Source organism: Streptomyces sp. NPDC085946 (genome assembly GCF_044540485.1).
Lineage (GTDB): Bacteria > Actinomycetota > Actinomycetes > Streptomycetales > Streptomycetaceae > Streptomyces.
Map to the genome: position 1 here is coordinate 1 of NZ_JBITSF010000014.1, position 26,581 is coordinate 26,581.

The window sequence follows — 26,581 nt, forward strand, 5'->3', positions numbered from 1 at the left end:
CCTCCGCCTTGCGGCCGCACGCACCGGGCCCCGCTCACCGGCGCTGACGACACACAGTCGATTCCCCGCGACCTGATCCGAACGACAGCCCCTAGCCGCGCGCCGCCTCCGGGTGCAGGCGGACCCAGCCCTCCCACGCCGAGGTGATCATGTCCTGGACGTCGTGGCGGGCCTTCCAGCCCAGTTCGGCGGCGGCGCGGTCGGCGGAGGCGACGACGCGGGGCGGGTCGCCGGGGCGGCGCGCGGTCACCGTGGGCGGGCGGTGGTGGCCGGTGAGCGCGTTGATGCGGTCGATCATCTCGCGCACGGAGACGCCCTCGCCCCGGCCGATGTTGAGGGTCAGGTCGCGGCCGGGCGAGGCGCGCAGCGCGCGGGCCGCGGCCACGTGGGCCTCGGCGAGGTCGACGACGTGGATGTAGTCGCGCACGCAGGTGCCGTCCGGGGTCGGGTAGTCGTCGCCGAAGATGCGCGGCGGCGCGTTCTGCGTCAGCTTCTCGAACACCATCGGGACGAGGTTGGAGACCCCGGCGTCCGCGAGCTCCGGGCGGGCCGCGCCCGCCACGTTGAAGTAGCGCAGGGACGCCGTGGACAGGCCCGCGGCCCGGCCCGTCGCGCGGACCAGCCACTCGCCGGCCAGCTTGGTCTCGCCGTACGGCGACATCGGCGCGCAGGGCGTCTCCTCGGTGACGAGGCCGTCGGCGGCGGCGTCCGGCATGCCGTAGACCGCAGCCGAGGAGGAGAAGACGAACGTCGGCACCCCGGCCGCCGTCACCGCCTCCAGCAGCACGCGCAGGCCCTCGACGTTCTGCCGGTAGTAGTGCAGCGGCAGGCCGACCGACTCGGCCACCTGCTTCTTGGCCGCCAGGTGGACGACCCCGGTGACGCGGTGGTCCGCCAGGACCCGGGCCAGGCGCTCGCCGTCCAGCGTCGAACCCACCACCAGGGGCACCCCGTCCGGCACGCGCTCGGCGTTCCCGGTGGACAGGTCGTCGTACACGACCGTCTCCTCCCCCGCCTCGGCCATCGCGCGTACGACGTGCGCCCCGATGTAGCCGGCGCCGCCGGTGATCAACCAGGTCATGTGCGACCGTCCCCTCGTCAGTTGGCCCGGAGCGGTGCGTGTGCGTGCCCGCGTGTCCCGGCTCTCAGTGAAGCAGGCGGCGCAGCCTGGCGCCCGCGACCGCCCGCACGCCTCGGACACCGGGCGCGACGCGCAGGGCCAGCGCGCCGGAGTGCGTGGCGTAGGCCTGTACGAGTACCACCCCGTGCCGGGCGCTCGGCACGGCGCGGCGGCGCAGCCCGCCGGCGCCCGTCGGCGCGTGCGCCGTGACCTCGCGGCTCGCGCCGTCGTCGAAGCACACCCGCAGGCGCAGGTCCCACGTGCCCGCGCCGAGCGCGGCCAGCGCCGCGAGGTCCACGGCCGTCTCCGCCGACCAGGTGCCGCCGCCGGCGGGCGCCAGGTGCGCGGTGCGGCACGGGACCGTCCGTTCGTCCTCCCGGCGGCGCCAGCGCACCTCCACCGTGCGCGGGCCCGCCCGCGCCACCCGTCCGTACAGCTCGTGCAGGCGCAGCCGCAGCAGGAGCCGCCGGCGGGCGCCCCGCGCGCGGGGGCGCACCTCCGCGTCGACGGCGAGCGGGAGGAGGCGGACCGGCCGGGTCAGCAGCGGTTCCAGGGTGATGCGGGGCAGGTCGTCCGACCAGACGGGGGTGCCGTCCGCCGCGCGGGCGTACGGCGGGCGCAGCCGGGCCGGCCGGGCCGCCAGCTCCCGCAGCCGGGGCAGGTCGCGCGGCTCGGGGGAGGCCAGGACGACCCGGCCGATCAGCCGGCCGGGCGCGGTCGGGTTGCGCGCCCAGTCGGCCGCGTCGTACCCGGCGAGGTGCGCCCGCGTGAGGTCCCACCACGCGCGCTGGTGGCGCGGGTCGCGCAACCCCAGCTCGCGGACGTACATCCGCAGTTCGTGGTCGAGGAACTTGGCGCGTGCCGCCCGGGCCAGCTCCTTGTGCCCGGCGCCCAGCAGGATCTCGTCCACCTGCCGGCAGGCCCGCAGCCGCGCCCGCCAGTTGCCGACGTCCGCGCGGTCCAGCGAGATCGACAGCCGCTCGGCGGACCGGCGCACGTGCCACACGTACACCCGGTCCGGGACCAGGGCGATGCGCGGGGCGGCGGCCAGCACCCGCGCGGTGAAGACGAAGTCCTCGTAGCGGAAGCGGCCTTCGGGGAAGCGGATGCCGTGCGCGCGCAGGAAGGCGGTGCGGTAGAGCTTGTTGACGCACAGGGTGTCGTGGACCAGGCGCGGGCGCAGCGCGGGGCGCGTGATCACGGCGCGCGCCGCGTACAGCTCCGCCTCCCACGGCACTTCGCGCCCCGACGGCAGTTCCCGCCGCACGCACAGCCCGCTCGCGACCTCGGCGTCCGCCTCGTCCGCCGCGCCGAGCAGCGCGTCGACGGCGCCGGGCGGCAGGACGTCGTCGCTGTCCAGGAACATGACGTACGGCGAGGTCACCGCGTCCAGCCCGGCGTTGCGCGGGGTGCCGCAGCCGCCGCTGTTGGCCGGCAGGCGGACCACCCGCAGCCGCGGCTCGGCCGCGGCGAGCCGGGCGAGCAGGGCGGCGCTGCCGTCGGCCGAGCAGTCGTCGACGGCGACGACCTCGCGCACGGCGGGGCCCTGCGCCAGCGCCGAGCGCACGGCGTCCGTCACGTGGGCGGCGTCGTCGTAGCCGATGACGACGACGGCGACCCGGGGGGCGGGAGCGTTCATGGGCGTCCAAGTGCCGGTTTCGCACGAGTATGCCCGACAAGTTCAGCTATGGCGTCTTCGCGGCCCGGCGGGGGACGCGCTCGGCGGCGGTCCCGTCCGGTTCCTCCGGCCGGGGCCGGCCCGCGCGCCACAGCCGGACGAAGGCCACCGCGGCGGCCGCGGCCAGCAGCCCGTTGCGGACGAGCAGCAGCGCGGTGCCCGTCCAGGTGTGCGCCCGGACCTCGTCGTACAGCAGCGGGTACACCACGGCGGTGACCGCCGTCGCCGCCACGATCAGCGCCGCCGCCGGGCGCTGCACGGTGTGCCGCGAGCTCAGGCACACCGCGGCCAGGCCCAGCAGCCAGACCAGGTACTGCGGGCTGAGCACCCGGCTGGTCACGGTGAACAGCAGCACCGCGCTCAGCGCGGCGTCGTACGGCGTCGCGGGCGTCCAGACGGCCGCCCGCACCCGCCAGAGCGCCAGCAGCGCGAGGGCCGCCGCCGTGAGCCCCAGGGAGACGCCGGCGACGGCCGCCACGTACGGCCCGGTGTACTCCAGCGCCCCGTACCGGTAGCCGACGCTGCCCCGCCAGCCGGCGTGCGAGGCCAGGGAGAGCACCGTGCCGCCGAGCGACTCGATCTGCACCCCGCGGTCGCCCTGCTGGCGCAGGAAGGACAGCGGGTGGGTGAAGAAGGTCGCCAGCAGCGCGAGCGCCACGACCCCGGTGCCCGCCGCCCAGTGCCAGGCCGTGCGGGTCGCCCGCCCCCGCGGCGTGCCCAGCAGCACCAGCGCCGGCCAGCCCTTCACCAGCGTGCCCAGCGCCGCCCAGCCCCCGCTCTCGCGCGGGGAGCGCGTCAGTGTCAGCAGGGAGGCCACGGCCAGCGCGGTGACCTGCACGTCGAGGCGGACCAGCGGGACGTGCAGCAGCAGCGGGAGGCCGCCCGTCCACAGCGCGGCGCCGCGCAGGCTGCGACCGGGGCGCAGCCCCGCGCGGGCCAGCGCCGCCGCGACGGCCGCGTCGGCGACGAGGGTCAGGGCGACGAACGCCTGGAAGTACGTCAGCCACGGCAGCGCCCCGGGCGCCAGCAGTACCGCGCCGGCGCCCGGCGGGTACTGCCACAGCGGGTCCTGGGAGGGGAACGCGCCGTGCGCCAAGGCCCCGTACCAGTGGCGGTACAGGCGCCAGACCTCGCGTGCGGCGGCGCCCCCGCCGAGCAGGGGCAGGTGGGAGGAGGCCAGCAGGCCGAGCATGACGGCACGGGTGCCGAGCCAGGCGGCGGCGAGGGCGAGGAGTCGACGTCTCATCACGGCGGATGGTAGGACGGGCGAAAGCCGTCATCCCGCCGATACGCCGCCCTTCACCGCAAAGGCGCCGAAAGAGCGGCTACGGCTGCTCCAGGGCCGCCGCGTCCAGGGCCGTGGTGAGCCGGTCGAGGCGGGCGCGCAGGTCGCGGATCTCGTCGACGCCGAAGCCGGTCGCGGCCGCGATCCGGCGCGGCACCTCCAGGGCCCGCTCGCGCAGCGCGTCCCCCTCGCCGGTCAGCCGCACCTCGACCGAGCGCTCGTCGCGCGCGCTGCGCTCGCGCCGCACCAGGCCGGCCGCCTCCAGCCGCTTGAGCAGCGGCGACAGCGTGCCGGAGTCGAGGCGCAGGTGTGCGCCGAGCTGCTTGACCGGCAGGGTGCCGTGCTCCCAGAGCACCAGCATCACCAGGTACTGCGGGTAGGTGAGCCCGAGGTCCTTGAGGATCACCCGGTAGACGCCGCCGAAGGCGCGCGAGGCGGCGTGGAGGGAGAAGCAGATCTGGTGCTCCAGGCGCAGCCAGTCGGCGTCGGGGGCCGGCGGGGCGTCGGGCGTCGGGGTCGGGGCCATGCCTCCAGGATAGCGCCGGCGAACCATTTAGTTGTGCACAACTGAATTGTGTGCTCTACTTGTGGTCGTGCGGCGGCCGGAACCCTCGGAACCCGGCCGCCCGGTCACGACTTCGAGAGGGATGGTTCTTCCATGGACGCGCTCTACACCGCCGTCGCCACCGCCACCCACGGCCGCGACGGCCGTGCCTTCACCTCCGACGGCAAGCTGGACGTGCAGCTGGCCCCGCCGGTGGAGCTCGGCGGCAACGGTCAGGGCACCAACCCGGAGCAGCTCTTCGCCGCCGGTTACGCCGCCTGCTTCGCCAGCGCGCTCGGCCTGGTCGGCCGCCAGGCCAAGGTGGACGTCAGCGACGCCGCCGTCACCGGCGAGGTCGGCATCGGCAAGCAGGGCGAGGGCTTCGGCCTCGCGGTCACCCTGCGCATCGAGCTGCCGGCGTCCGTGGACGAGGCGACCGGCCGCAAGCTCGTCGAGCAGGCCCACCAGGTCTGCCCGTACTCCAACGCCACCCGCGGCAACATCCCGGTCGACCTCGTCATCGAGTAGCGCCTCCGCCGACCCGCGCCAGCACCTCGCCCGTCCGCCGGCTCCACGCCACCACCACCGCCTCCTCGGGCACCGGGTGCCAGCGCGTCAGCAGCAGCCAGCGCACGCGGTACCGGCGGGCGATCGCGGCGCGCTCGGCGCGGGTCGACCCCGGGGCGAGGTAGGCGCGGACGTCGGCGGCGCGGCGCAGCCGCTCCCGTTCGTCCAGCGCCGCGTCCGGCCAGGCGGGCGCGGCCAGGTCCGCGCCGTACCCGGCGATCGCGTGGACGGCGTAGTAGCCGTCGGTGATCACCGCCTCGCCGGGCTCGATGTGCCGCGCGGCCCACTCGTACGTCGGCCAGTGCGGCGGTCGCGCGAAGCCGACCGGGTCGAGCGGGCGCGGCACCACCGCCCCCGCGTGGACCGTGAGGAACCCGGCGCACGCCCCCGCCGCCGCGGCCCCGCCCAGCAGCCGCCGCCAGACCGGCCAGGGCCGGGGCACCGCCAGCTCCACCGCCAGCGCCACCTGCGCCGGCACCACCGTCAGCCCGAGGATCCGGCCGTAGGTGTAGTGGCCGCTGACCCAGCCGTACGCCACCACCAGGCAGTCCAGGGCGAACATCAGCACCAGCGGATCGCGCCACGAGCCGCGCCGGGCCCGCAGCCACAGCGCCGGCACCCCGAGCAGCACCAGCCAGAACCGCCCGCCGAGCCCCTCGTACAGCCGCCGGTGCATCCCGTCGACGCTGGCGTCCCCGGCCAGGGCGAGCGCGTCGAAGTACGGCCAGACCGCCGCCGTGAGCAGGGCGGCGGCCGCGGTCAGCGCCCACCGGCCGGCGAGCCTGCCGCACCAGTGCCGCTGCCACCCGGCGACCAGCGCCAGGGCCCCCAGGATCGCCGCCACCGACGTGATCGGGTGGACCAGCAGGATCACCCCGTACAGCGCGCCGAGCCCCGCGTGGCCGGACGGGCCGCGCAGCGCGCCCGGGCCCGCGTACCGCACCGGGCGGGCGTCACGGGCCCGCGCGCCGGTCAGCGCCCAGGCCCAGAGGGTCAGCCCGATGGCGAACGCGGACGGGTAGCCGAGGTTGCCCGTCATCGACATCAGGCCCAGGTAGCCGCTCCACCAGGCCCGCTCGGTGCCCCACAGCAGGGTCAGCGCGCCCAGCGCCAGCACCGGCGCCCACGGCCGCGGGGACAGCACGCGCACGAACCGGCCGAGGCCGGTCAGCAGCACCAGCAGGTTCACCGGGCCGGCGAGCTTCACCACCTCCCAGCCGGTGAACCCGGTCAGCCGGGCGAAGACGCCCTGCGCCACCGCGTACGGCGAGTAATAAGGGCTGCCCGCGCCCGGCAGGTCCGCCGTCGGATGGCGCGGCCGCAGCAGGTCGGCCTTCAGGCGTTCGACGACCGCCGCGTGCTGGCCGGCGTCGCAGCACAGCGGCACGCGCCAGTACGCCAGCGTCATCAGCAGGAAGAACAGGAAGCCGGCGGCCTGGTAGGGGGTGGGGCGCCAGGGACGGCCGCCGCGCAGCGCGGTCACGCCGCGCGGGGTCCGCCGGGTGAGGACTCCGGCGCTCACCGGTCTGAGGGGGATCGGAGCGTCTGAGGCATTTGCCGTATGTTCCCGCCCGGGTCAACGGCATGACCGCTGTCACCTCATCGGGCGAGCCCGACCGCCGGCTCCCGCGCCGGCGGCACCACCCGCCCCCGCACCACCGGCTCCAGCAGCTGCGGCACGCCCAGCACCGGCAGCAGCCAGACCATCACGATCAGCCGCTCGCCCCAGATGTTCACGTCCGGGTGCCCGGCCTGGGTGAGGATGCCGGTGAAGGCGGCCGCGACCAGGAAGCCGCCGAACGCGGGCCGCCGCCGCGCCCCCCACGCACCGGCCGCGAGGAAGGCCACGAACAGCGGCTCCCGCATCTGCCGCCGCAGCCACTCCACCCAGAAGTTCCCCTGGAGCCGGAGGAACTCCGGCCACGGGTCGGCCCGGTCCGGGCGGGCGAAGTGCCCGGTCAGCAGGTCCTGCAGGCTCTCCGACGCGGACGGGTAGCCGAGCACCCGCGCCATCAGCACCGTTCCCAGCGCGGCACAGCAGCCCACGCCCGCGATCGCCGCCACGCCGCGCCCCGGCGCCCGGCCCCGCCGCCACCGCCGGACGGCGAGCAGCACGCCCGCCGCCGCCAGGCACACCCCGAGGAACAGCGCCTGCGAGTGCTTGACGGTGAACAGCGCCGCCAGCGCACCGCCCACCAGGGCCGGTCCCGCCACGGTCCGCCGCCCCCGGAGCACCAGCGCGCAGCCCCACAGCGCCGCCAGGGTGAGCGCCATCATCAGCCCCTCGGTCATGGGGCGCATCGCGGTCGTCCCGCACGGCAGGACGTAGAACAGGGCCTGGCCGGTCAGCGCGAGCGGCACCGGCACGGACAGGGTCCGCAGCACCAGGAAGGCGAGGACCCCGCCCGCGGCCGCGATGACGACGCTCGCCGCCCAGATGCCCCACGTCACGCCGAACAGCGTCACGAACGGCACGAGGACCACCGGGTAGCCGGGCCGCGCCTCGAAGATCCGCATGAAGCGCTCCGGCATGAACGGCACGGTGTGCCCGCCGGTCTGTCCGGCCGCGAGCCGCGGCTCCACCCGCCCCCACTGCCGCGCCTCGCACTCCGACCTCACCCGCGGCCCGGGGTCCGGCCGGTGGAAGCGCACCACGTCCACGTTCTGCTTGCGCAGCGCCATCGACGCCTTGCCCGCGCAGAAGTAGTCGATGGTGGCGGTCGCCGCCGACCGCTTGTCCTCGCCGCGCAGGCTCAGCGCGTACGCGATGTAGTTCTTGGTGTCGGGGGTGGCCCGGCCGGTGACGTTCGCGAGCTGGAGCACGGCGAACAGGGCGGCCAGCAGCAGCACCCGGGTGCGCGGCCTCATGACGACGTCTGCAGGGACCGGCCGGCCGCGGGGGCGGGCAGCGCGCCGCGGACCGCCGCCGGCGCGGGCATCGGCTCGCCGAGCAGCAGCGTGCGCACGACCCGCTCGGCGGCCCGCCCGTCGTCGAACTCGCAGAACCGCTCCCGGAACGCGGCCCGCAGCCGGGCCGCCTCCTCGTCCCGCCACGTCCCGGAGCCGAACAGCCACGCCAGCTCCCGGTAGGAGCGGGAGACGTGGCCCGGCGGCTCGGCGGTGACGTCGAAGTAGGTGCCCCGGCTCGCCGCGTACGCGCCCCAGTCGTCGGCGTGCACGACGATCGGCCGGTCCAGCACGGCGTAGTCGAACATCAGGGCCGAGTAGTCCGTGACCAGCACGTCCGAGGCGAGCATCAGGTCCTCCACGCACGGCTCGTCCGTGGCGTCGACGAGCACGCCCCGCCGGTGCAGTTCGGACAGGCCCAGGCCGCGGGCCGGACCGGTGGCCAGGGACGGGTGCAGCCGGACGACGAGGGTGTGGCCGTCGCCCAGGTCTGCGGCGAACCGGGCCAGGTCGATCCGGTCCACGTGCCCGCCCCGGCGGTACTCGCGGCGGGTCGGCGCGTACAGCACCACCGTGTGGTCCGCCGGGACGCCGAGCCGGGCGCGGACCTCCCGGCCGTGCCGGGACCCGGCGTTCACGAGGACGTCGTTGCGCGGGCTGCCGGTGCGCAGCGAGGTGAAGTGGCAGGGGTACGCCCGCTCCCACACCAGCTCCGAGTACCGGTTGGCGACCAGGCTGTAGTCCCAGCGGTCCGCGCGGCGCAGCATCTGCGGCACGTCGAGGCCGTGCCGCGCGCCGGGCTTGCCCAGCAGGTCGGCGCCCATGAACTTCAGCGGGGTGCCCTGGTGGGTGTGGACGTGCACGCTGCCGGGCCGTTTGGCCAGCGTCCCCGGCCAGTTGACGTTGTTGACGAAGAACGTGGCCCGCTCGGTGACCCGGCGGTAGGCGGCGGAGCCGAGGACCACGTGCTCCACGTCCGGGGGCAGCAGGGCCGCCCGCTCCTCGTCGGCCACCACCCACACGCCCCGGACGTGCGGGGCGAGTTCGCGGGCCCGGTGGTAGACGGCCGCCGGGTCGCCGAGCACGCCCCGGTGCGAGAACGCCGAGTACACGGCGAGGTGCGGGTCCAGCGGCCGGCGGGCGTTGAGCGCGGACCGGGCCCGGCCGGCCCGCCCCAGGGCCGCGCCGCGCGCCTGCCGGGCCCGCCGCCCCAGCTCGCGGGCGGCTCGCCCGGCCTGCCGCCGCACGGCGTAGGCCGGGTACGAGCCCTCCAGCACCCGCAGCCCGGCGGGCACCTCGGCGCCCTCCGGCCGGTACGCGCGGAACATCCGGGCCGTGCGGCGGAAGAACTCGGCCTTGTCGGACGGCGGCAGCCGGTCCGGCTTGGCGAGGATGTCCAGGCAGTGCTCGCCCATCTTGGCGTGCAGGAGGGGCCGCCAGACGGCGAGCGCCGGGCGGGCGTCGACGAACGCGAAGACCCGCTCGTACTGCTCGTGGACGTCGAAGTGCTTGCGGCTGGTGGTGGACAGGATGCTGCCCCGGCGGCGCTGGCGGTAGTACAGGCAGATCCGGTCCAGCACGGCGATCCGCCCGGCGCTGAGCAGGACCGGGAACGTCCAGGGCGTGTCCTCGTAGTAGCCGGGCGGGAAGGCGAAGCCCTCCCGGGCGACGAAGTCCCGCCGGTAGACCTTGTTCCACACCACCATCAGCAGGTCGAGGACCTCGGGCCGCTCGGCGGCCGTGAAGGTGCCCGCGCCCGCTCCGGCGAGCACGTGCGCCAGGACGTTGCGCCGGGTGCCGCCCCACCAGTAGGTGCGGGCGTAGTCGAAGACCAGCACGTCGGGGTCGCCGGTCTCGTCGAGGCGGTCGGCCATCGCGCGCAGCGCGCCCGGCGTGAGGGTGTCGTCGCTGTCCAGGAAGAAGAGGTAGTCGCCGGTGGCGTGCGGCATCCCGGCGTTGCGGGCCCGGCCCAGCCCCACGTTCTCCGGCAGGTGCAGCACCCGCAGCCGCTCGTCGCGCTCCGCGTACGCGTCGAGGATCGCGCCGGTGCCGTCCGGCGAGCAGTCGTCGACGGCGATGACCTCGACGTCCCGGTACGACTGCCCGAGGACCGAGTCCAGGCACTCGCGCAGGAAGCCCTGCACCCGGAAACAGGGCACGATGATGCTGAAACGCGGCACGTCAGCTCCTTACGAGGGTCGTCGCGGCGGGGGCGGGGACGCGCTCGGCGAGGGGCAGCACCGGCGCGATCGCCTCGGGCGGCTCGCCGAGGAACACCCGGCGCACCACCCGCTCGGCGGCCCGGCCGTCGTCGAACTCGCAGAACCGCTCCCGGAAGGCGGTCCGCCGCGCGGCCGACGCGGCGTCCGCGTACGACCCGTCCCGGAACACCCGCGCCAGCTCCTCCGGCGTGCGGGCGACCGGGCCGGGCGGCGCGGCCATCAGGTCGAAGTAGACGCCCCGCGTCTCCCGGTAGACGTCCCAGTCGTCGGCGTACACGACGATCGGCCGGTCCAGGTTGGCGTAGTCGAACATGATCGACGAGTAGTCGGTGACCAGCGCGTCGGCGGCCAGGCACACCTCCTCCGAGGAGCGGTGCGCGGTCACGTCGATGACCCGGCCGCCGCCGCCGGCCCGCCCGCCCCGGTCGTAGAAGTAGTGGGCGCGCAGCAGCACCACGACGTCCTCGCCGGCCGCCGCGCAGAACGCCTCCAGGTCCAGTCCGCCCGTCTCGAAGCCGGTGCGGTAGTCGCGGTGGGTCGGGGCGTACAGCACGGCGGTGCTGCCCTCGGGGACGCCGAGCTCCGCGCGGACGCGGGCCACGTCCGCGGCGGTCGCCGTGTAATACACGTCGTTGCGCGGATAGCCGTACTCCAGCTGCTCGTAGGAGCCGGGGAAGGCGCGTTCCCACATCTGGGTGGAGTGGCGGTTGGCGGAGAGGTTGTAGTCCCAGCGGTCCACGCGGCCCAGCAGCCTGGCGAAGCTGCCGGTCGCCGCCGCGACCACCGGGTACGTCGACTGGTCGACGCCCATCGTCTTCAGCGGGGTGCCGTGCTGGGTCTGCAGGTGCACGCTGCCGGGCCGCTTGACCACGCCTTCCGCGAAGTTGGCGTTGTTGACCAGGTAGGTCGCCCTCGCGAGCACCTCCCAGTAGCGGCGGCCGCCGATGACCGCGTGCTCGACGCCCGGCGGCAGGGTGTGCTCCTGGCCGGCCTCCACCAGGAACACCGAGCGGATGTGCGGGGCGAGTTCGCGGGCCTTGGCGTGGATCGCGGCCGGGTTGCAGGCGTAACCGCGGCCCCAGTACGCGCAGTACACGGCGAGGTGCGGGTCCAGCGGCCGGCGCAGCTGGGCCTGGTACAGCAGGCGGGTGCGCAGCCCCTGGGGGCGGGGCAGGCGCCCGGCCGCCGCCGACGCCGCCTGGTTGCCGCCGCGCAGGGCGTGGAACGCCGTGTACGCGCCGGCCGCCAGCAGCCGGTGCTGCACGCCGAGGCTGCCGCCGGGCGGATGGAAGCCGGCCGGGCGGTGGCGCCGGTACAGCGCGCTCGCCCGGCGGAAGAAGGCGCGCCGCCCGGCCGGCAGCCGCCGCGGGTGCGCGGCCGTCTTCAGGATCAGGGCGAACAACTGCTCGAACAGCGGGCCCGACCGCTCGGGCGGCAGCCCCGCCCCGGCGGCGCGGTCGAGGACCAGCCCGGCCTGGTCCAGCAGCTCGGCGTGGTGCTCGCCGGGCTGGTTCAGCCGGCTGCCCTGCCGCCGCACCAGGTGCCGGACCACGACCGAGCGCAGCACCGCCATCCGCTCGGCGCCCAGCACGGCCAGACCGCCCCAGCCGACGTCCGTGAAGTGCCCGTCGGGGAAGGCCAGCCGCCGCTCGGCGACGAACGCCCGGCGGTAGGCGGCGCTCCACGCCGGCAGCAGCACGCCGGTCAGGCCGGGCGCCCGGTCCGGGGCGAACGCCCCGTCCGGCGCGCCCTTCAGCAGCGGGGCGGCCGGGTTGGCCGGCTCGCCCTCCCACCAGGGGACGCGCTCGTGCTCGAAGTGCAGCACGTCGACCTCGCCCGTCCGCGCCAGGCGGGCGTCCAGCTCCGCCAGCGCCCCCGGCACCAGCACGTCGTCGCCGTCGAGGAACAGCAGGTACGTGCCGGTCGCCGCCCGCATCCCGGTGTTGCGCGCCCCGGCCAGACCGGCCGACGCGGGGGAGTGCACGGGCGCCACCCGGGAGTCCCGCCCGGCGTGCCGGGCGACGACGTCCGCCGCGGGCGAGCCGGACACCCCCGCGTTCCCGGCGCCGCCCGGACCGGGGGCACCCCCCTCGCAGACCGGGATCAGCTCGAAGTCGCCGAAGGACTGGGCGAGGACCGAGTCCAGCGCCTGGGACAGGCGGCCCGCGACTCCGTGGGACGGGACGATGATGCTGAAGCGGGGCATTCTGCTCTTTCTGTCGTGGTCCTGCTGCTCTCAGACCAGGGGGCGGCGGCCGGGCCGCCCCGTCGGCCGCACGGTGGGCGGCCGGGACGGGGCGGGCCGCGACGAGCTGGGGGGCATACGGACTCCCGGAGTGGAAACGGCGGTCAGACGCGGTCGGTGACGGGCAGGGCGGCGGCGGACTGCTGCGGCACGGTCGCCAGCGGGGACCGCGCCAGCGAGGCGGCGGCCGAGGGCGCCGGGCGGCGCTCCTCCAGCGGCACCACCGGCGGCACGTCCCGCTGCCCCAGCACCACGTGCCGCACGACGCGCTCGGCGGCGTGGCCGTCGTCGTACGGGCAGAAGCGCTCGCGGAAGGCCGAGCGCAGCTGCGTGGAGCGCGAGCCGCGCCAGTGCCCGGTGGCGAAGATGTCGATCAGCTCGTCCTCGCTGCGGGCGACCGCGCCCGGCGGGAAGGAACGCAGGTCGAAGTAGGTGCCGCGGGCCGCCTCGTACGCCTCCCGGTCGTCGGCGTGGATCACGATCGGCCGGTCGAGGCCCGCGTAGTCGAACATGAGGGACGAGTAGTCGGTGACCAGGGCGTCCGAGGCCAGGCACAGCGACTCGACGCTCGGGTGGCCGGAGACGTCGACGACCCGGTCCGAACCGGTGACCGGCGGGCCGCCGGACCGGTGGGGGAACGGGCGGGCCAGGACGACGAAGCGCGGACCCAGCCGCCGCACCACCCGCTCCAGGTCCAGGGCCACGCGCTGGGTGCGGCGGTAGTCGCGGTGGGTCGGCGCGTACAGGATCGCCACCGAGCCCTCCGGGATGCCGAGGGACTCGCGCAGCAGCGCCACGTCCGCCTCCGTCGCCCGCTGGAAGACGTCGTTGCGGGGGCAGCCGTACTCCAGCGTCGTGTAGCGGCCGGGGTGGACCCGCTCCCAGGTCAGCGTGGAGTGGCGGTTGGCGGACACCACGTAGTCCCAGGCGTCGACCTGGCGCAGCAGCTCGCCGAAGTCCGTGCCGCGGGCCGCCGCCGGGCGGTCCTGCAGGTCCAGGCCCATGTGCTTGAGCGGGGTGCCGCGCTGCGTCTGGACCAGGACCTGGCCGGGGCGCTTGACCAGGCGGGGGTCGAACTCCGCGTTGCACACCAGGTACCTGGCGCGGGCCAGGGACGTCCAGTGGGCGGCCGTGCCCGGGGTCAGGCGGCGGGTGCCCGGCGGGATCGTGTGGTGGTGCTCGGGGCGGGCGACCCACGCCGTGCGCAGGTGCGGGGCGTAGGTGCGGAACGCCTCCTCCAGCGCGCCCGGGCTGCAGCCGTGGCCGCGGCCGTCGTGGGCGGTGAACACCGCCTCGGCACGCAGCGGCAGGCAGCGCTGGACGCGGTAGTGCAGCCGCAGCGCCGCGGAGCGCAGGGACTCCAGGGCCGCGCCCGCGAGCCGGGCCGTCCCGCGCCGCCGGGCCGACGCCCACCGCAGCGCCGCGTAGGTGCGGCGCAGGCCCAGGCGCATCAGGACGTGGTGGGCGCGGGACCGCAGCGGGACGGCGGCGCCCGGGGCGCGGTAGCGGCGGTAGTGGGCGCGGGCCCGGCGCCAGAACTCCGCGCGCGAGGCCCGCGGCAGCCGGTCCGGCCGCGCGTACACCGTCACCAGGTGCTCGACCATGCGGCGGAAGAGCACCGGCCGCCACCGCTCCAGCCCGGGCCGCTCCGCGACGTACGCGAAGACCCGGTCGTACTGGTCGAAGACGTCGAAGTGCCGCTCGCTGGTGGTGCGCAGGATGCTGCCCCGGCGCCGCTGCCGGTAGTGCACGCACACCCGGTCCAGGGTCGCGATCGTCTCCGCGCTCATCAGCACCGGGTAGGTCCAGGGGGTGTCCTCGTAGTAGCCGGGCGGGAAGGCGAACCCGGCCTCCTCGACGAACTCCCGCCGGTAGGCCTTGTTCCAGGCCACCATCAGCAGCCGCAGCAGGCCCGGCCGGTCCTCCAGGCGGAACGGGGCCGGGCCCTGCTCGGTGAGCTGGGCCGCGGCCTGGTTGCGGACGGCCTCGCCCGTCCAGTACGTGCGCGCGTAGTCGTAGACCAGGACGTCGGGTTCGCCGGTCTCCTTCAGCCGGTCGGCGATCGAGCGCAGCGCGTCGGGCGTCAGCGTGTCGTCGCCGTCGAGGAAGACCAGGTAGTCGCCCGTCGCCCGCGCCACGCCCGCGTTGCGGGCGGGCCCGAGGCCGGTGTTCTCGGACAGGTGGACCGCCCGCACGCGCGGGTCGCGCGCGGCGAACTCGTCGATGATCGCGCCGCAGGCGTCCGGCGAGCGGTCGTCGACGGCGACGACCTCGAGATCGGGATACGACTGGGAGAGCACCGATTCCAGGCACTCGTGCAGGTACGCCTGGACCTGGTACGCGGGGACAATGACACTGAACCTGGGCAAGGGGCATCCATCGGTCGGCGCGGGCGTTCGGCCCGGGAACGGCCGATGCGCCGTCCTGGTTACGGACGCTGCTGCATACGGGGGACACCGGGGACACGCCGGGAGGCGGGCCGGTGGGGGCCCGCCTCCCGCTCGACCGCCCTGTGACCAGGGCTACTTGACCGCGCCCGCCATCACACCGGACACGAACTGCCGCTGGAACGCGAAGAACACGGCCAGCGGGATCACCATCGAGATGAACGCGCCGGGTGCCAGCACGTCGATGTTGTTGCCGAACTGCCGTACCTGCGTCTGCAGGGCGACCGTGATCGGCTGGCTGCCGGAGTCGGTGAAGATCAGCGCGACCAGCATGTCGTTCCACACCCACAGGAACTGGAAGATGCCCAGCGAGGCGATCGCCGGTCCGCCGAGCGGCATCACGACCCGCAGGAACAGGCGCAGTTCACCGGCGCCGTCCAGCCGGGCCGCCTCCAGCAGCTCCCGGGGGATCTCCGCGAAGAAGTTCCGCAGCAGGAACACCGCGAAGGGCAGGCCGAAGCCCACGTGGAAGAGGACCACGCCGGTCAGGGACCCGAAGATGCCGATCCCGCCGAAGAGTTCGGCGATCGGGATCAGCGCCACCTGCACCGGCACCACCAGCAGGCCGACCACGCCCAGGAACCACCAGTCGCGGCCGGGGAACTCCATCCACGCGAACGCGTAGCCCGCGAGGGAGCCGATCACCACCACCAGCACCGTCGCCGGGACGGTGATGTACACCGTGTTCAGCAGGGAGCCGGTGATGTCGTCGTTCTCCAGCAGCCGCCGGTAGGCGTCGAAGGTGAGCTGCGAGGGCTCGGTCAGGACGTTCCACCAGCCGTCCGCCGCCATGTCCTGCGGCGTGCGCAGACTGGCCAGCAGCAGGCCGATCGTCGGGACCAGCCAGAACAGGCCGACGACGACCAGGAACACCCGCACCGCGCCGCCGCCGACGCCCTCGGCGAGCCGGGCGCCCAGTGACTGCCGCCGCGCCCGCACGGGGGCCCGGGGCGGCGGCGCCGCCTTGCCGGGCGTGCCGGTGTCCGCGGTCATCGCCGCACCTCCCGCCTGAGCCGACGGATGTTGAACCACATCACCGGGATCACCAGCAGCAGCAGGAACACCGCGATGGCGCTCGCGATGCCCGGCTGGTCCTCGGAGAAGCCCTTGCGGTACAGCTCCAGCGCCAGGACGTTGGCGTCGTCCTGGGAGGAGCCCGGGGCGATGATGAAGACCAGGTCGAAGACCTTCAGCACGTTGATCATCAGCGTGACGGTGACGACCGCGAGGACCGGCGCCAGCAGTGGCACCGTGACCCGCCGGAACACCTGCCACTCGTTCGCGCCGTCGACCCGGGCGGCCTCCAGCAGCTCCCGGGGCACGCCCGCGAGCCCCGCCGCGATCAGCACCATCGCGAACCCCGCCCACATCCAGATGTACGCGCCGATGACGGCGGGCGTGACCAGCGACGGACCCAGCCAGTCCAGGCCGTTGTACGGCTCCTTGAAGTTGTCGGCCGGCAGCCGCAGCAGCGCCCCGTCGGCCTTCGACGACAGGGAGAACGTGCCGTCGGCGGCGGCCGTGGCCGTCTCCACCACCCGGCCGTCCCTGACCGCCTCGATCCTCATGCCCGGATAGCCCTGTTCGGCCGGGTCGACGCCGTTGAGCGTGCCGACGCCCTTGCCGCGGGTGAAGTCCTGCCAGGTCGTGCCGGTGATCCGGCCCGGCTCGGGCTCCGCCGCCGCGGCCTCCTTCGCGTCGCCGGGCATCAGGTCGGGGGCGACGCCCACCAGGGGCAGGCGGACGACCTGCCCGGTGCGCACCGGCTCCCTGGTGACGAACGCGCCCCCGCCGGCCGCCTCCAGCGGCGACTCGCGGCCCGGGTGCGCCTTCGGGAACGCCGACGACGGGGCGAAGGTGTCGTGGACGCCCACCCACACGGCATTGGCGACGCCCTTGTCCGGGTCCTGGTCGTACACCAGGCGGAAGATGATGCCGGCCGCCAGCATCGAGATCGCCATCGGCATGAAGACGACCAGCTTGAACGCCGTGCCCCAGCGCACCCGTTCGGTCAGCACCGCGAAGACCAGGCCGAGCGCCGTGGCGACCGTCGGCGCGAACACCACCCAGATGATGTTGTTCTTCAGGGCGGTGCGGATGCCCTCGTCGGTGAACAGCGCCTCGTAGTTGTCGAACCCGGCGAGGCCGTCGCCGGACTGGTCGTAGAAACTGCGGACGACGGAGTACCCGATCGGGTAGACCACGAGCGCGCCGAGCAGCACCAGGGCGGGCAGCAGGAACAGCGCCGCCACCGTCCTGCGGGTGCCCGTCACGCTCCTGCGCGACTGCGGAGCGGCAGGGGCCGCGGGGATCCCTGCCGCCGGATCCGACGCCATGGCGTCAGCCCCCGTACGCGGCGGCCGCGTCGGCCTCCAGCTTCCGCTGCGTGCCCGCGACGTCCTGCGGGTTCTTCAGGAAGTCCTGGAGGGCCTTCCACTCGCCCTTGCCGGGCGTGCCGCCGAACGCCTGCGGGGCCTGGTCGGACATGTCGAAGCGGACGTCGTCGCCGGCGTCGATCAGCGCCTTGGCGATGCGCCGCTGCACCTCGTTCGGGTACGCGTCGTTCGGCACGCTCTTGTTGGGCGACAGGTACCCGCCCAGCCCGGCCTGGACGGTCGCCGCGTCCGGGGAGGCGAGGAAGGTGGCCAGCGCCTGGGCCGCCTCGGAGTCCTCCAGGATCACCGCCGCGTCCCCGCCGGTGACCACCGGCGCGGTGTCGCCCACCGCCGGGAACGGGAACACCTTCGCGTCCGTGCCGACCTTCGCCTCGGTCTCGCCGATGTTGACCTGCACGAAGTCGCCCTCGAAGACCATGCCGGCCTTGGGCTGGTCCCCGCCCGTGAAGGTCTGCGTCACCGAGGCCGGGAACTCGGTCTGCAGCGCGCCGTTCGCGCCGCCCGCGACGAAGTCCTTCTTGCCCCAGATCTCCGCCAGCGTGGTCAGCGCGTCCGCGACGGACCGGTCCGTCCACTTGATCTCGTGCTTGGCCAGCTGGTCGTACTTCTCCGGGCCCGCCTGCGAGAGGTAGACGTTCTCGAACCAGTCGGTCAGCGTCCAGCCGTCGGCGCCGCCGACCGAGAACGGGGTGACACCGGAGTCGTACACCGTCTGCGCGGTGGCGACCAGGTCGTCCCAGGTCTTGGGCTCCTGCGCCCCCGCGTTCTCGAAGACCTGGGCGTTGTACCAGACCAGCGACTTGTTGGCGGCCTTGTAGTAGACGCCGTACTGCTCGCCGTCGACCTTGCCGATGTCCTGCCAGCCCTGCGCGTAGTTCTTGGCGAGCTGTTCCCGCGCCGCGCTGCCCAGCGGCTTGGCCCACTTGCGCTCCACGGCCTGCTTGATCGCGCCGGGCTGCGGGAGCAGCGCGACGTCCGGCGGCTGGCCGCCCGCGATCTTCGAGCCGAGGAAGTTGACGATCGGGTCCTGCGCGGGCACGAAGGTCACCTTGGCGCCCGTGCGCTTCTCGAACTCGGCGAGGACCTTCTTGAAGTTGGCCTGCTCGGCGCCCGTCCACACGGCGGCGACCTCCAGGCTCTGGCCCTTCAACTCGGGGAGGGTGACGGTGGTCCCGGTCTCCTGGGCACCTCCGCCGCCCGTGTCGGTGTCCCCGCCGTCGTCGTCACCGCCGCAGGCGGTCAGCGTGAACGCGAGGGCCCCCGCCACGAGGGCGGCTGCGGCCCTGCCCGCCGTGGAGCGCCTGGGAGACCTGCGTGTCCGGATGGTGCTGCTCGTCCTGCGCATCACTGCCCCGTTCTTCGTTCCTCGTCGAACGTCGAGCGCTGTCCCGTGCGATCTGTCCCGTGCGATCTGGTGTACGCCCGGGGGGTCGGGTCGGCAAGAGCGCGTCCGCTGTCAAGGCGGGGATCGTGACCGCGTCGTGACGCGCCGCGCCGGGGGACGGCCGCGCCCGGCCGTCCCCCGGCCACAGTGTCCTCCGGCACGGGGGCTGCGGCACGGGGGCTGCGGCACCCGGGGTGCGGGACTTCCGCGATCGGCTGCGCGGGCTGGAGCGGGACGGCCCCTTGGCGCGCGGCAGCGGTACGCGACACCGGCGCACGCGGCACCGACACCGGTACACGGCAGCGGTACGCGGCACTGCGGGGCACGGCACCCCCGCGCGCGCCGGGCGTCGGCGAGCGACCACGCCCTCCCGCCCGTCCCGCGCCGGCGACCGCCCCCCGCCCTACAACAGCGACGGCACCTTCACGGCCGCGACCTCGCGCGACGCCCGTTCCAGCGCGCTGGCGAGCAGGGCCAGGTCCGTGGGCCCGTTGCCCAGCTCCCGCACCGGCCGGCGGGCCGGCGGATCGCCCATGCGGTGCCACTCCAGCGGCACCACCGTCGGGCGCAGCGTCGCCGTGCGGGGGATGCGGCCGGTGACCCGCCCGCCCTGGAACGCGGTGACCCGCCCGTCCGCGCCGGTCAGGCGCCCGCGCCCGGGGGCCGGCTGCTCCGGGCCCGGCACCGGCGCGTCCAGCGTGACGCGCACGGCGGCCCGCCGCGCCGGCTCGGTCTGCTCCGTGCGGCCCCCGGGGCCGGTCGCCGCCACGAGGTGCACGCCCAGCCGCTCGCCCTCCCTGGCCACGGCCTCCAGCGCGCGCATCACCGAACCGGCCGCGGGCCGTCCGGGTGATCCGAGCGCGGGGGAGACCAGCGCGTCCAGGTCGTCCACGACCACCACGAGCCGGGGCAGCGGCGGAGCGGTCCGCGTCTGCGGCCGGGCGCCTCCGGGCCGCAGCCGGATCGTCGAACTGGGCGGCGCCTCCAGGTCCCCGGTGTGGTCCGGGGCCGCCGCGGCCCCGCGGGTCGCCGCCGTGCGCTGGGCGACCATCCGGCCGGACAGCTCCCTGCCGGTGTGCCACTCGGTGAAGTCGGACCGCCCCAGCAGCTCGGCGCGCCGCTTCAGCTCCGCGGTCAGGGACTGGGCGAACTCCCGCATGCGCACGGGGTCGTTGGCGGTGAGGTGGGTGGTGACGTGCGGCACGTCGGTGCACACGCGCAGTCCGTCGCCGGGCCCGTCGGCCGCGCCGCTGCCGCCGCGGCCGTCCACCAGCACCATGCCCAGGCGGTCGGGCCGCTCGGCGGCGGCCAGCGACGCGACCACGGCCCGCAGCAGCTCGGTCCGTCCGCTGCCCGCCGGTCCCTCGACCAGCAGGTGCGGCCCCTCGGCCGCCAGGTCCACGGCGACCGGCCCGCGCGGCCCGGCGCCCAGCACGGCGCACACCCGCCCGCCGAGCGCCGCCGGGTCGTCGGCCGCGTCCGCCCAGCGCGCCATCAGGGAGGCGGGCGTGGCCCGCGCCAGCCCCAGCTCGTCGAGGAGGCGCGCGGCCTGCGGCAGCGGAGCGGACACCCGCGCGTGCCGCTCCCCGGCGGAGCCGTCCGGCCGCAGCGGCGCCAGCGCCCGCGCGAACCGCTCGGCCCACGGGAGGGAGACGGCGTCGACGGTGGCGACGGTGCCGTGGCTGATCGGGCCGGGCGCCGGATGCCCGCCCGGCACGGCGGTCTCCCGTCCGGTGCGCGCCACGCGCATCACCCGCAGGGCCGTGGCCACGTCCCCGCTGAGCAGCGCGACGGCACCGCACTCCCGGAACCCCGGGGACACCGCGCAGGCCGCCTCGTACGTCTCCGTCACCGGCGAGGCCGGGGAGGCGGCGGCCGTCTCGGCGAGGCACAGCAGGTGGATCCCGGCCCGCGGCCCCTCCAGGGCCAGCCGCGCCACCGCCTCGCGCAGGTCGGCACCGCCGGGGTCCCCGTCCACGACGACGACGGTGTACGGCCCGGGGAAGCCGCCCGTGCCGTCCCCGCCGGTGTCGTCCCGGGCCCAGGACGGGCGCCGGACGGGACCGCGGGACGGGTCCTGCGGGACCGGGCCGCCGGGAGCGCCGTGCTGCGCCTGGGCCGGGATGCCGGCAGCGGTGCGCGCCGGGCCGCCGGGCGCGGCCTGCGCCGGGATGCCGGGGCCGGGCGCGGCCTGCGCCGCGAGGTCCTCCAGGCGGCGCAGCAGTTCGCCGGTGCGGGCGGCGGCCTGTTCGGGGTTGTAGGCGAGCAGCAGGCGGCAGTCCTGGCCGTGGCCCGGGCGGACGTGCGGCAGCCACCCCAGCCAGGACCACTCGGCGGTCCGCTCCGCCACGGGACGGCGGCCGTCCGCGCTGACTAGGACGATCTCCAGGGTGTCGGGGGAGTGCAGCGCGGCGAGCTGGGCCAGCACCACGCGGGCCAGCCCGGTGAGCCGTTCGCGCGGACCGGCCAGGCCCAGGGCCCCGACCTCGCGCAGCCCCGTGGTCACCGGCACCGCGGGCAGCAGGCCCGAGCCGTCGGGCGCCGCCCGGTCGGCCGTGCCGAGCCGCACCGCGAGCGCCTCCGGGTGTCCCGGCCCGCGCTCCCACAGCCGCGGTCCCGGACCCAGTGCCGTCAGCAGCAGCGCGGCGGGGTCCGGCCAGGTCTCCCGCACGGGCGGTGCCACGGTCACGGGCTCCTCGGCCGCGCCCGCGGCCTCGTCGCCGTACGCACCGGGTCCGGCCGCCTCCGCTTCCCCGCGGCCCCCGGCCAGCCGCCGTGCCCACGCGGTGAGCCCGCCCCGCCGGCGTCCGCCCGGCGGCACCTCGGTCCCCTGCGGGGGAGTTCCGGTGCGGCCGCCGTCGCGTCCCTCGCGCCCGGCCGCCGCGTCGCCGTCCACCGACGGGTGCGGTGCGAAGCCGTGCGGGCCGAGGGCCGGACCGTGCGCGTCCAGGGCGGCACCGTAGGGGTCCAGGGCGGCACCGTACGGGTCGAGGCCGGCACCGTACGGGTCCGCGGCGAAGCCGCGCGGCCCGGGGCCGCCGCGGGCCGCCGCGCCGGAGCGCGGGTCCTCGGCCGCCGGCCGGGAAGCCGGGCCGCCGGCCGCCGCGGCGTACGGGGACCGCCCGCCGTGGGTGTCACCGTCCCCGGGCGCCCCCGGCACCGCGCCGCGCGCACGACCGTCCCGCGCGCCGGAACCACCGGGAGCGGGATACCCCGGACCTCCGCCGGAACCGCCGGGGGCCGGGTACGCGGAGCCCCCGCCGGAACCACCGGGGGCCGGGTACGCGGAGCCCTCGCCGGAACCACCGGGGGCCGGGTGCCCGGCGCCTCCCGCGGCCCCGGTCCCCGCCCCGCCCCCGGGCGACCCGGTACGCGGAGCACCCTCCGCGCCCCCCGGACGCGCCAGGCCCCCCGGAGGGCCGGCCGCTCCCGGCAGATCCACTCCCCGGCTCTCGACCCGGGGCGCCCTGCCCTGCCCCGGCACCACGGGCGACGGGCCGGAGCCCGGCCCGTGTCCGCCCGCGGCGGGGGCGGGGACGCCCCAGCCCGCCGAGCCGTAGGCGTGCGGCGCGGGGCCGGAGGGGACGCCGGGCGCGGCGGACGCCGCCCCGGCCGGGGGAACGGGCACGCGCACGTGCCCCTCGCCGTCCGGAGCCGTCTCCACGCGGGCGCCCGGCCCCCCGGCGGGAGCCAGCCGCAGGGCCGACTCGCCGATCCGCAGCAGGGCGCCCGGCGCGAAGCGGACCGGACGGGGCCCCACACGCCTGCCGTCCAGGGCCGTGCCGTTGGTGGAGCCGAGGTCGACGACCGAGACGCGGCCGTCGGCGGCGACGGTCACCGCGCAGTGCAGCCGGGAGACGTCCGGGTCGTCGAGCGGGACGTCGGCGTCGGCCGAGCGGCCGACACGGATCTCACCGCCGTGCAGCAGGTGGACCCCGCCCGCGTCGGGACCCGCGACGATCCGGAGCTGGGCCGGGGCGTCGGCCAGCTCGGGGTGCGGCTCGGGCTCGCCCGGGGCGCCCACCGACAGCACCGCGCCGTCGGTCAGCGGGGGTTCGCCGAGCGTGCAGCGCTGGGCGTCCAGCCGTTGCTCCCCCGCGTACAGCACGGGGGAGCCGGAGCCTTCGCCGGAGACCGCCGAGGCGAGTGCCGACGCGACCGCGGCCAGGGCGGTGCCGGCGGGTGCCGTGACCAGCACGTCGCAGCGCGCGGCGCGGTCCCGCGCCGAAGGGGGCGGGCCCAGCGGGTCTACGACGGTCAGCCGGATCTGCATCGCCGTCAGCGGTCCCTTCTGCACGGGCACGGAGTCCCCCACCCCGCACGAGCACGTCGGCCAGTACTGCAGGCATCCTCGCACCTGTCACTGACAACGCGCCCGCCTCTCGGGAACAAGTGATCTTGATTGGTCGGCTCTGCCCGCAAAAGTGCCGGGGAGAGGGCCCACCGGCGACCGCTTGAGATCGGTCACGCCTGCTTTCGGCAACCTCGGGACCGGGGTGAGCGTCTTTCCTTCGAACGTGTGCGGGAAGGCGTACGTACGTGAGCGGGACCGCGGAGGGCGCGACCCACAGGAAGACGACAGCCCGGTCCCGCGCACCACGGCACTACAGTGGTTCGGAACACAGGCGAACAGGCAAGGCAAGCAGCAGGGAGCGCGTGACGTGCGGCCAGTCGGCAGCAAGTACCTGCTCGAGGAGCCGCTCGGACGCGGCGCCACGGGCACCGTCTGGCGAGCCCGCCAGCGGGAGACCGCGGGCGCCGAGGCGGCCGTGCCCGGACAGCCCGGCGAGACCGTGGCGATCAAGGTCCTCAAGGAGGAGCTCGCCAACGACGCCGACGTCGTGATGCGCTTCCTGCGGGAGCGCTCCGTCCTGATGAGGCTCACCCACCCCAACATCGTCCGGGTCCGCGACCTGGTGGTCGAGGGTGACCTGCTGGCGCTGGTCATGGACCTCGTCGAGGGTCCCGACCTGCACCGCCACCTGCGCGAGAACGGCCCGTTCACGCCGGTGGCCGCCGCGCTGCTGACCGCCCAGATCGCCGACGCGCTCGCCGCCAGCCACGCCGACGGCGTGGTGCACCGCGACCTGAAGCCGGCCAACGTCCTGCTCGCGCAGAACGGCGACCGGATGCACCCGATGCTGACCGACTTCGGCATCGCCCGGCTGGCCGACTCCCCGGGCCTGACCCGCACCCACGAGTTCGTCGGCACGCCCGCGTACGTGGCGCCCGAGTCCGCCGAGGGCCGCCCGCAGACCTCCGCCGTCGACATCTACGGCGCCGGCATCCTGCTCTATGAACTGGTCACCGGCCGCCCGCCGTTCGCCGGCGGCTCCGCCCTGGAGGTGCTGCACCAGCACCTGAGCGCCGAGCCGCGCCGCCCCTCCACCGTCCCCGACCCGCTGTGGACGGTCATCGAGCGCTGCCTGCGCAAGAACCCCGACGAGCGGCCCAGCGCCGTCAACCTCGCGCGCGGCCTGCGGGTCGTCGCCGAGGGCATCGGCGTGCACGCGAACTCCGCGCAGATCGCCGCCGCCGAGAACGTCGGCGCGCTGCTCGTGCCCGACCCGGCGCCCGCCCCCGTACCGGGCGTCCCGGGCGCCCCCGGCGGCTCCGGCGACGCCGACCCGACGCAGGTGCTGCCGCAGGGCGCGGGGTCGTACGACCCCAACGCCGCGACCAGCGTCCTGCCGCAGACCGGCGGCCCGGCCGGCGCCGCCGACCCCACCGCCGTCCTGCCGAACCGGGGCGCGGCCGACCCCACCGCCGTCATGCCGCCGGTGCCGCCCGGCCCGCCCGGGCAGCAGGGCCCGCCCGGCCAGCAGGAGCCGCACCCCTGGCAGAACCAGCTGCGCGCGGCCCGCGACCGCAACGAGCAGACGCAGGTCCAGTACCTCGACCCGAACGAGGACCCGCTGCGCCGCCGCCCCCAGCGGCAGGTGGCCCGGCCCCAGCAGCAGCCGCGCCAGCAGCAGCCGCGCCAGTCCCAGCCCCAGCCCCGTCAGCCCCAGCGGCGGCAGCAGCAGCCCCCGCCCGCCCCGGGCTACGGCCAACACCAGCCGCAGCCGTACGCTCCGCGCCCCCAGCAGCCGCAGCCGCAGCGGTACGCCCCGCCCGCGCCGCCGGAGCCGCAGCGGCCCGCGCGCGAGCCCCGGCCGCCGCGGCAGCGCAGCGCCAACCCGATGCGGATCCCCGGGCTGGGCTGCCTCAAGGGCTGCCTGTTCACGCTCGTCATCCTGTTCGTCGCGGGCTGGCTGATCTGGGAGCTGAGCCCGCTGCAGGACTGGATCGGCACGGGCAAGAGCTACTGGGCGCAACTCAGCGACTGGTTCGGCGACATCACCGGCTGGATCGAGGAGCTGGGCAACAGCTCGCCGCAGCAGTGAGTCCGCAGCGGCAAGTCCGGAGACTTGTCGACATCCGGCGGGTGATTTCCGCCTCCGCTGTGAAGGTTGGTTCGTCGTACGCGTAGTTTTGACGACAACACGCGTCGGTAGGAGCAGCCTTGGCACGGAAGATCGGCAGCCGGTACACCGCCCACCAGATCCTCGGGCGGGGCAGCGCCGGCACGGTGTGGCTGGGCGAGGGGCCGGAGGGGCCCGTCGCCATCAAGCTGCTGCGGGAGGACCTCGCGTCCGACGAGGAACTCGTGGGGCGCTTCGTCCAGGAGCGCACGGCCCTGCTCGGCCTGGAGCACCCCAACGTCGTCTCCGTGCGCGACCTCGTCGTCGACGGCAACGACCTCGCCCTGGTCATGGACCTCGTCCGGGGCACGGACCTGCGGACCCGGCTGGAGCGCGACCGGCGGCTCGCCCCCGAGGCGGCGGTCGCGATCGCCGCCGACGTCGCGGACGGCCTGGCGGCGGCGCACGCCGCCGGGGTCGTCCACCGCGACGTCAAGCCCGAGAACGTCCTGCTGGACATGCAGGGCCCGCTCGGGCCGGGCGGCTCCCACCGCGCCCTGCTGACGGACTTCGGGGTGGCCAAGCTCATCGACACCCCGCGCCGGACCCGGGCCACGAAGATCATCGGCACGCCCGACTACCTGGCGCCCGAGATCGTGGAGGGCCTCCCGCCCCGGGCGTCGGTCGACATCTACGCGCTGGCCACGGTCCTGTACGAGCTGCTGGCGGGCTTCACGCCGTTCGGCGGGGGCCACCCGGGCGCGGTCCTGCGCCGCCACGTCACCGAGACGGTCGTCCCCCTGCCCGGCATCCCCGACGAGCTGTGGCAGCTGCTCGTGCAGTGCCTGGCCAAGGCGCCGGCCTCCCGGCTGCGGGCCTCCGAGCTGGCGGCCCGGCTGCGGGAGCTGCTGCCGATGCTGGCGGGCATGCCGCCGCTGGACGTCGACGAACCGGACACCGAGGCGGCCGAGGAGCCGCGGGACGAGCCGGCGCCGGCCGCCGGCCCCGCGCCGGGCGCCGGGGCACCGGCCCGCCGGCGCGGCGCGGTCCCGCTGGTGCCGGGGGCGAAGCCGGCCGACTCCAACCGGGACACCCACACGTCGATGCGGGTGCCGGCGCCCGACGAGCTGGCCGGGGGAGCGCGGGGCACGGCCCGCGCGCCGCGCGCCGCGGGCGCCCCGCGTCCGGGCAGCGCCCGCAACCGGGCGGCGACCCGGCGGCGCCGGGTGGCACTCGGCGCGGGGGCGGTGGCGCTGGCCGCCGCGGTGGGCGTCGGCACCTGGCTGGCCACCTCCGGCGACGACGCGGACGCCACCCCCCAGGACACCCACAACTCGGCCCCGGCAAGCCCCTGACCTGCGACGCCTCCCGGAACCGGCGCC

16 protein-coding genes are annotated in these 26,581 nt (G+C 76.1%); 3 read left to right on the plus strand and 13 right to left on the minus strand.

The features are described 5' to 3' along the window. Positions 1 to 91: 91 nt before the first annotated feature. From galE to ACIF8T_RS25595, 4 genes are all read right to left on the minus strand, one after another. Positions 92 to 1,081: a UDP-glucose 4-epimerase GalE gene (galE, locus tag ACIF8T_RS25580; protein WP_400038426.1), complete on the minus strand. Its 990-nt coding sequence runs from the start codon at positions 1,079 to 1,081 to the stop codon at positions 92 to 94. 64 nt (positions 1,082 to 1,145) lie between these two features. Then, positions 1,146 to 2,759: a glycosyltransferase gene (locus ACIF8T_RS25585; protein WP_400038427.1), complete on the minus strand. Its 1,614-nt coding sequence runs from the start codon at positions 2,757 to 2,759 to the stop codon at positions 1,146 to 1,148. Between the two features lie 46 nt (positions 2,760 to 2,805). Further along, positions 2,806 to 4,044 (minus strand): glycosyltransferase 87 family protein, encoded by a 1,239-nt coding sequence (locus ACIF8T_RS25590; protein ID WP_400038428.1) that lies wholly within the window; start codon positions 4,042 to 4,044, stop codon positions 2,806 to 2,808. A gap of 79 nt (positions 4,045 to 4,123) precedes the next feature. Continuing rightward, a complete protein-coding gene (locus ACIF8T_RS25595; RefSeq protein ID WP_400038429.1) occupies positions 4,124 to 4,609 on the minus strand; it encodes a MarR family winged helix-turn-helix transcriptional regulator in 486 nt (161 codons plus the stop codon). 132 nt (positions 4,610 to 4,741) lie between these two features. Here ACIF8T_RS25595 and ACIF8T_RS25600 point away from each other — a divergent pair, with 132 nt between their 5' ends. Continuing rightward, positions 4,742 to 5,155 carry an organic hydroperoxide resistance protein gene (locus ACIF8T_RS25600; RefSeq protein WP_400038430.1) on the plus strand — a complete coding sequence of 138 codons (414 nt, stop codon included), beginning with the start codon at positions 4,742 to 4,744 and terminating at the stop codon, positions 5,153 to 5,155. Here the strand turns inward: ACIF8T_RS25600 and ACIF8T_RS25605 are convergent. The 9 genes from ACIF8T_RS25605 to ACIF8T_RS25645 form a co-directional block, all read right to left on the minus strand. Next, a complete protein-coding gene (locus ACIF8T_RS25605) occupies positions 5,145 to 6,716 on the minus strand; it encodes a hypothetical protein (protein ID WP_400038431.1) in 1,572 nt (523 codons plus the stop codon). The genes ACIF8T_RS25600 and ACIF8T_RS25605 overlap by 11 nt on opposite strands. A gap of 77 nt (positions 6,717 to 6,793) precedes the next feature. Then, positions 6,794 to 8,062: a hypothetical protein gene (locus ACIF8T_RS25610; RefSeq protein ID WP_400038432.1), complete on the minus strand. Its 1,269-nt coding sequence runs from the start codon at positions 8,060 to 8,062 to the stop codon at positions 6,794 to 6,796. Then, complete coding sequence (locus ACIF8T_RS25615; protein ID WP_400038433.1) at positions 8,059 to 10,281, minus strand: CDP-glycerol glycerophosphotransferase family protein; 2,223 nt, start codon at positions 10,279 to 10,281, stop codon at positions 8,059 to 8,061. The genes ACIF8T_RS25610 and ACIF8T_RS25615 overlap by 4 nt, the downstream gene beginning before the upstream one ends. A gap of 1 nt (position 10,282) precedes the next feature. Then, a complete protein-coding gene (locus ACIF8T_RS25620) occupies positions 10,283 to 12,529 on the minus strand; it encodes a CDP-glycerol glycerophosphotransferase family protein (RefSeq protein WP_400038434.1) in 2,247 nt (748 codons plus the stop codon). Between the two features lie 143 nt (positions 12,530 to 12,672). Next, on the minus strand, positions 12,673 to 14,937 hold the full coding sequence (locus ACIF8T_RS25625; RefSeq protein WP_400038435.1) for a CDP-glycerol glycerophosphotransferase family protein: 2,265 nt from the start codon (positions 14,935 to 14,937) through the stop codon (positions 12,673 to 12,675). A gap of 153 nt (positions 14,938 to 15,090) precedes the next feature. Further along, positions 15,091 to 16,008: a carbohydrate ABC transporter permease gene (locus tag ACIF8T_RS25630; RefSeq protein WP_400038436.1), complete on the minus strand. Its 918-nt coding sequence runs from the start codon at positions 16,006 to 16,008 to the stop codon at positions 15,091 to 15,093. After that, a complete protein-coding gene (locus ACIF8T_RS25635; RefSeq protein ID WP_400038437.1) occupies positions 16,005 to 17,351 on the minus strand; it encodes a carbohydrate ABC transporter permease in 1,347 nt (448 codons plus the stop codon). The genes ACIF8T_RS25630 and ACIF8T_RS25635 overlap by 4 nt, the downstream gene beginning before the upstream one ends. Before the next feature lie 4 nt (positions 17,352 to 17,355). Further along, on the minus strand, positions 17,356 to 18,756 hold the full coding sequence (locus ACIF8T_RS25640; protein WP_400038438.1) for an ABC transporter substrate-binding protein: 1,401 nt from the start codon (positions 18,754 to 18,756) through the stop codon (positions 17,356 to 17,358). A gap of 442 nt (positions 18,757 to 19,198) precedes the next feature. Continuing rightward, entirely contained in the window at positions 19,199 to 23,068 is a 3,870-nt protein-coding gene (locus ACIF8T_RS25645; protein ID WP_400038578.1) for an FHA domain-containing protein, read from the minus strand. A gap of 388 nt (positions 23,069 to 23,456) precedes the next feature. Between ACIF8T_RS25645 and ACIF8T_RS25650 the strand changes: the two genes are divergently transcribed. Together ACIF8T_RS25650 and ACIF8T_RS25655 are read left to right on the plus strand one after the other, a co-directional pair. Next, on the plus strand, positions 23,457 to 25,181 hold the full coding sequence (locus tag ACIF8T_RS25650) for a serine/threonine-protein kinase (protein ID WP_400038439.1): 1,725 nt from the start codon (positions 23,457 to 23,459) through the stop codon (positions 25,179 to 25,181). 119 nt (positions 25,182 to 25,300) lie between these two features. Continuing rightward, positions 25,301 to 26,554, plus strand: coding sequence for a serine/threonine-protein kinase (locus ACIF8T_RS25655; protein ID WP_400038440.1), 1,254 nt, complete (start codon positions 25,301 to 25,303; stop codon positions 26,552 to 26,554). The last annotated feature ends 27 nt before the right edge of the window (positions 26,555 to 26,581 follow it).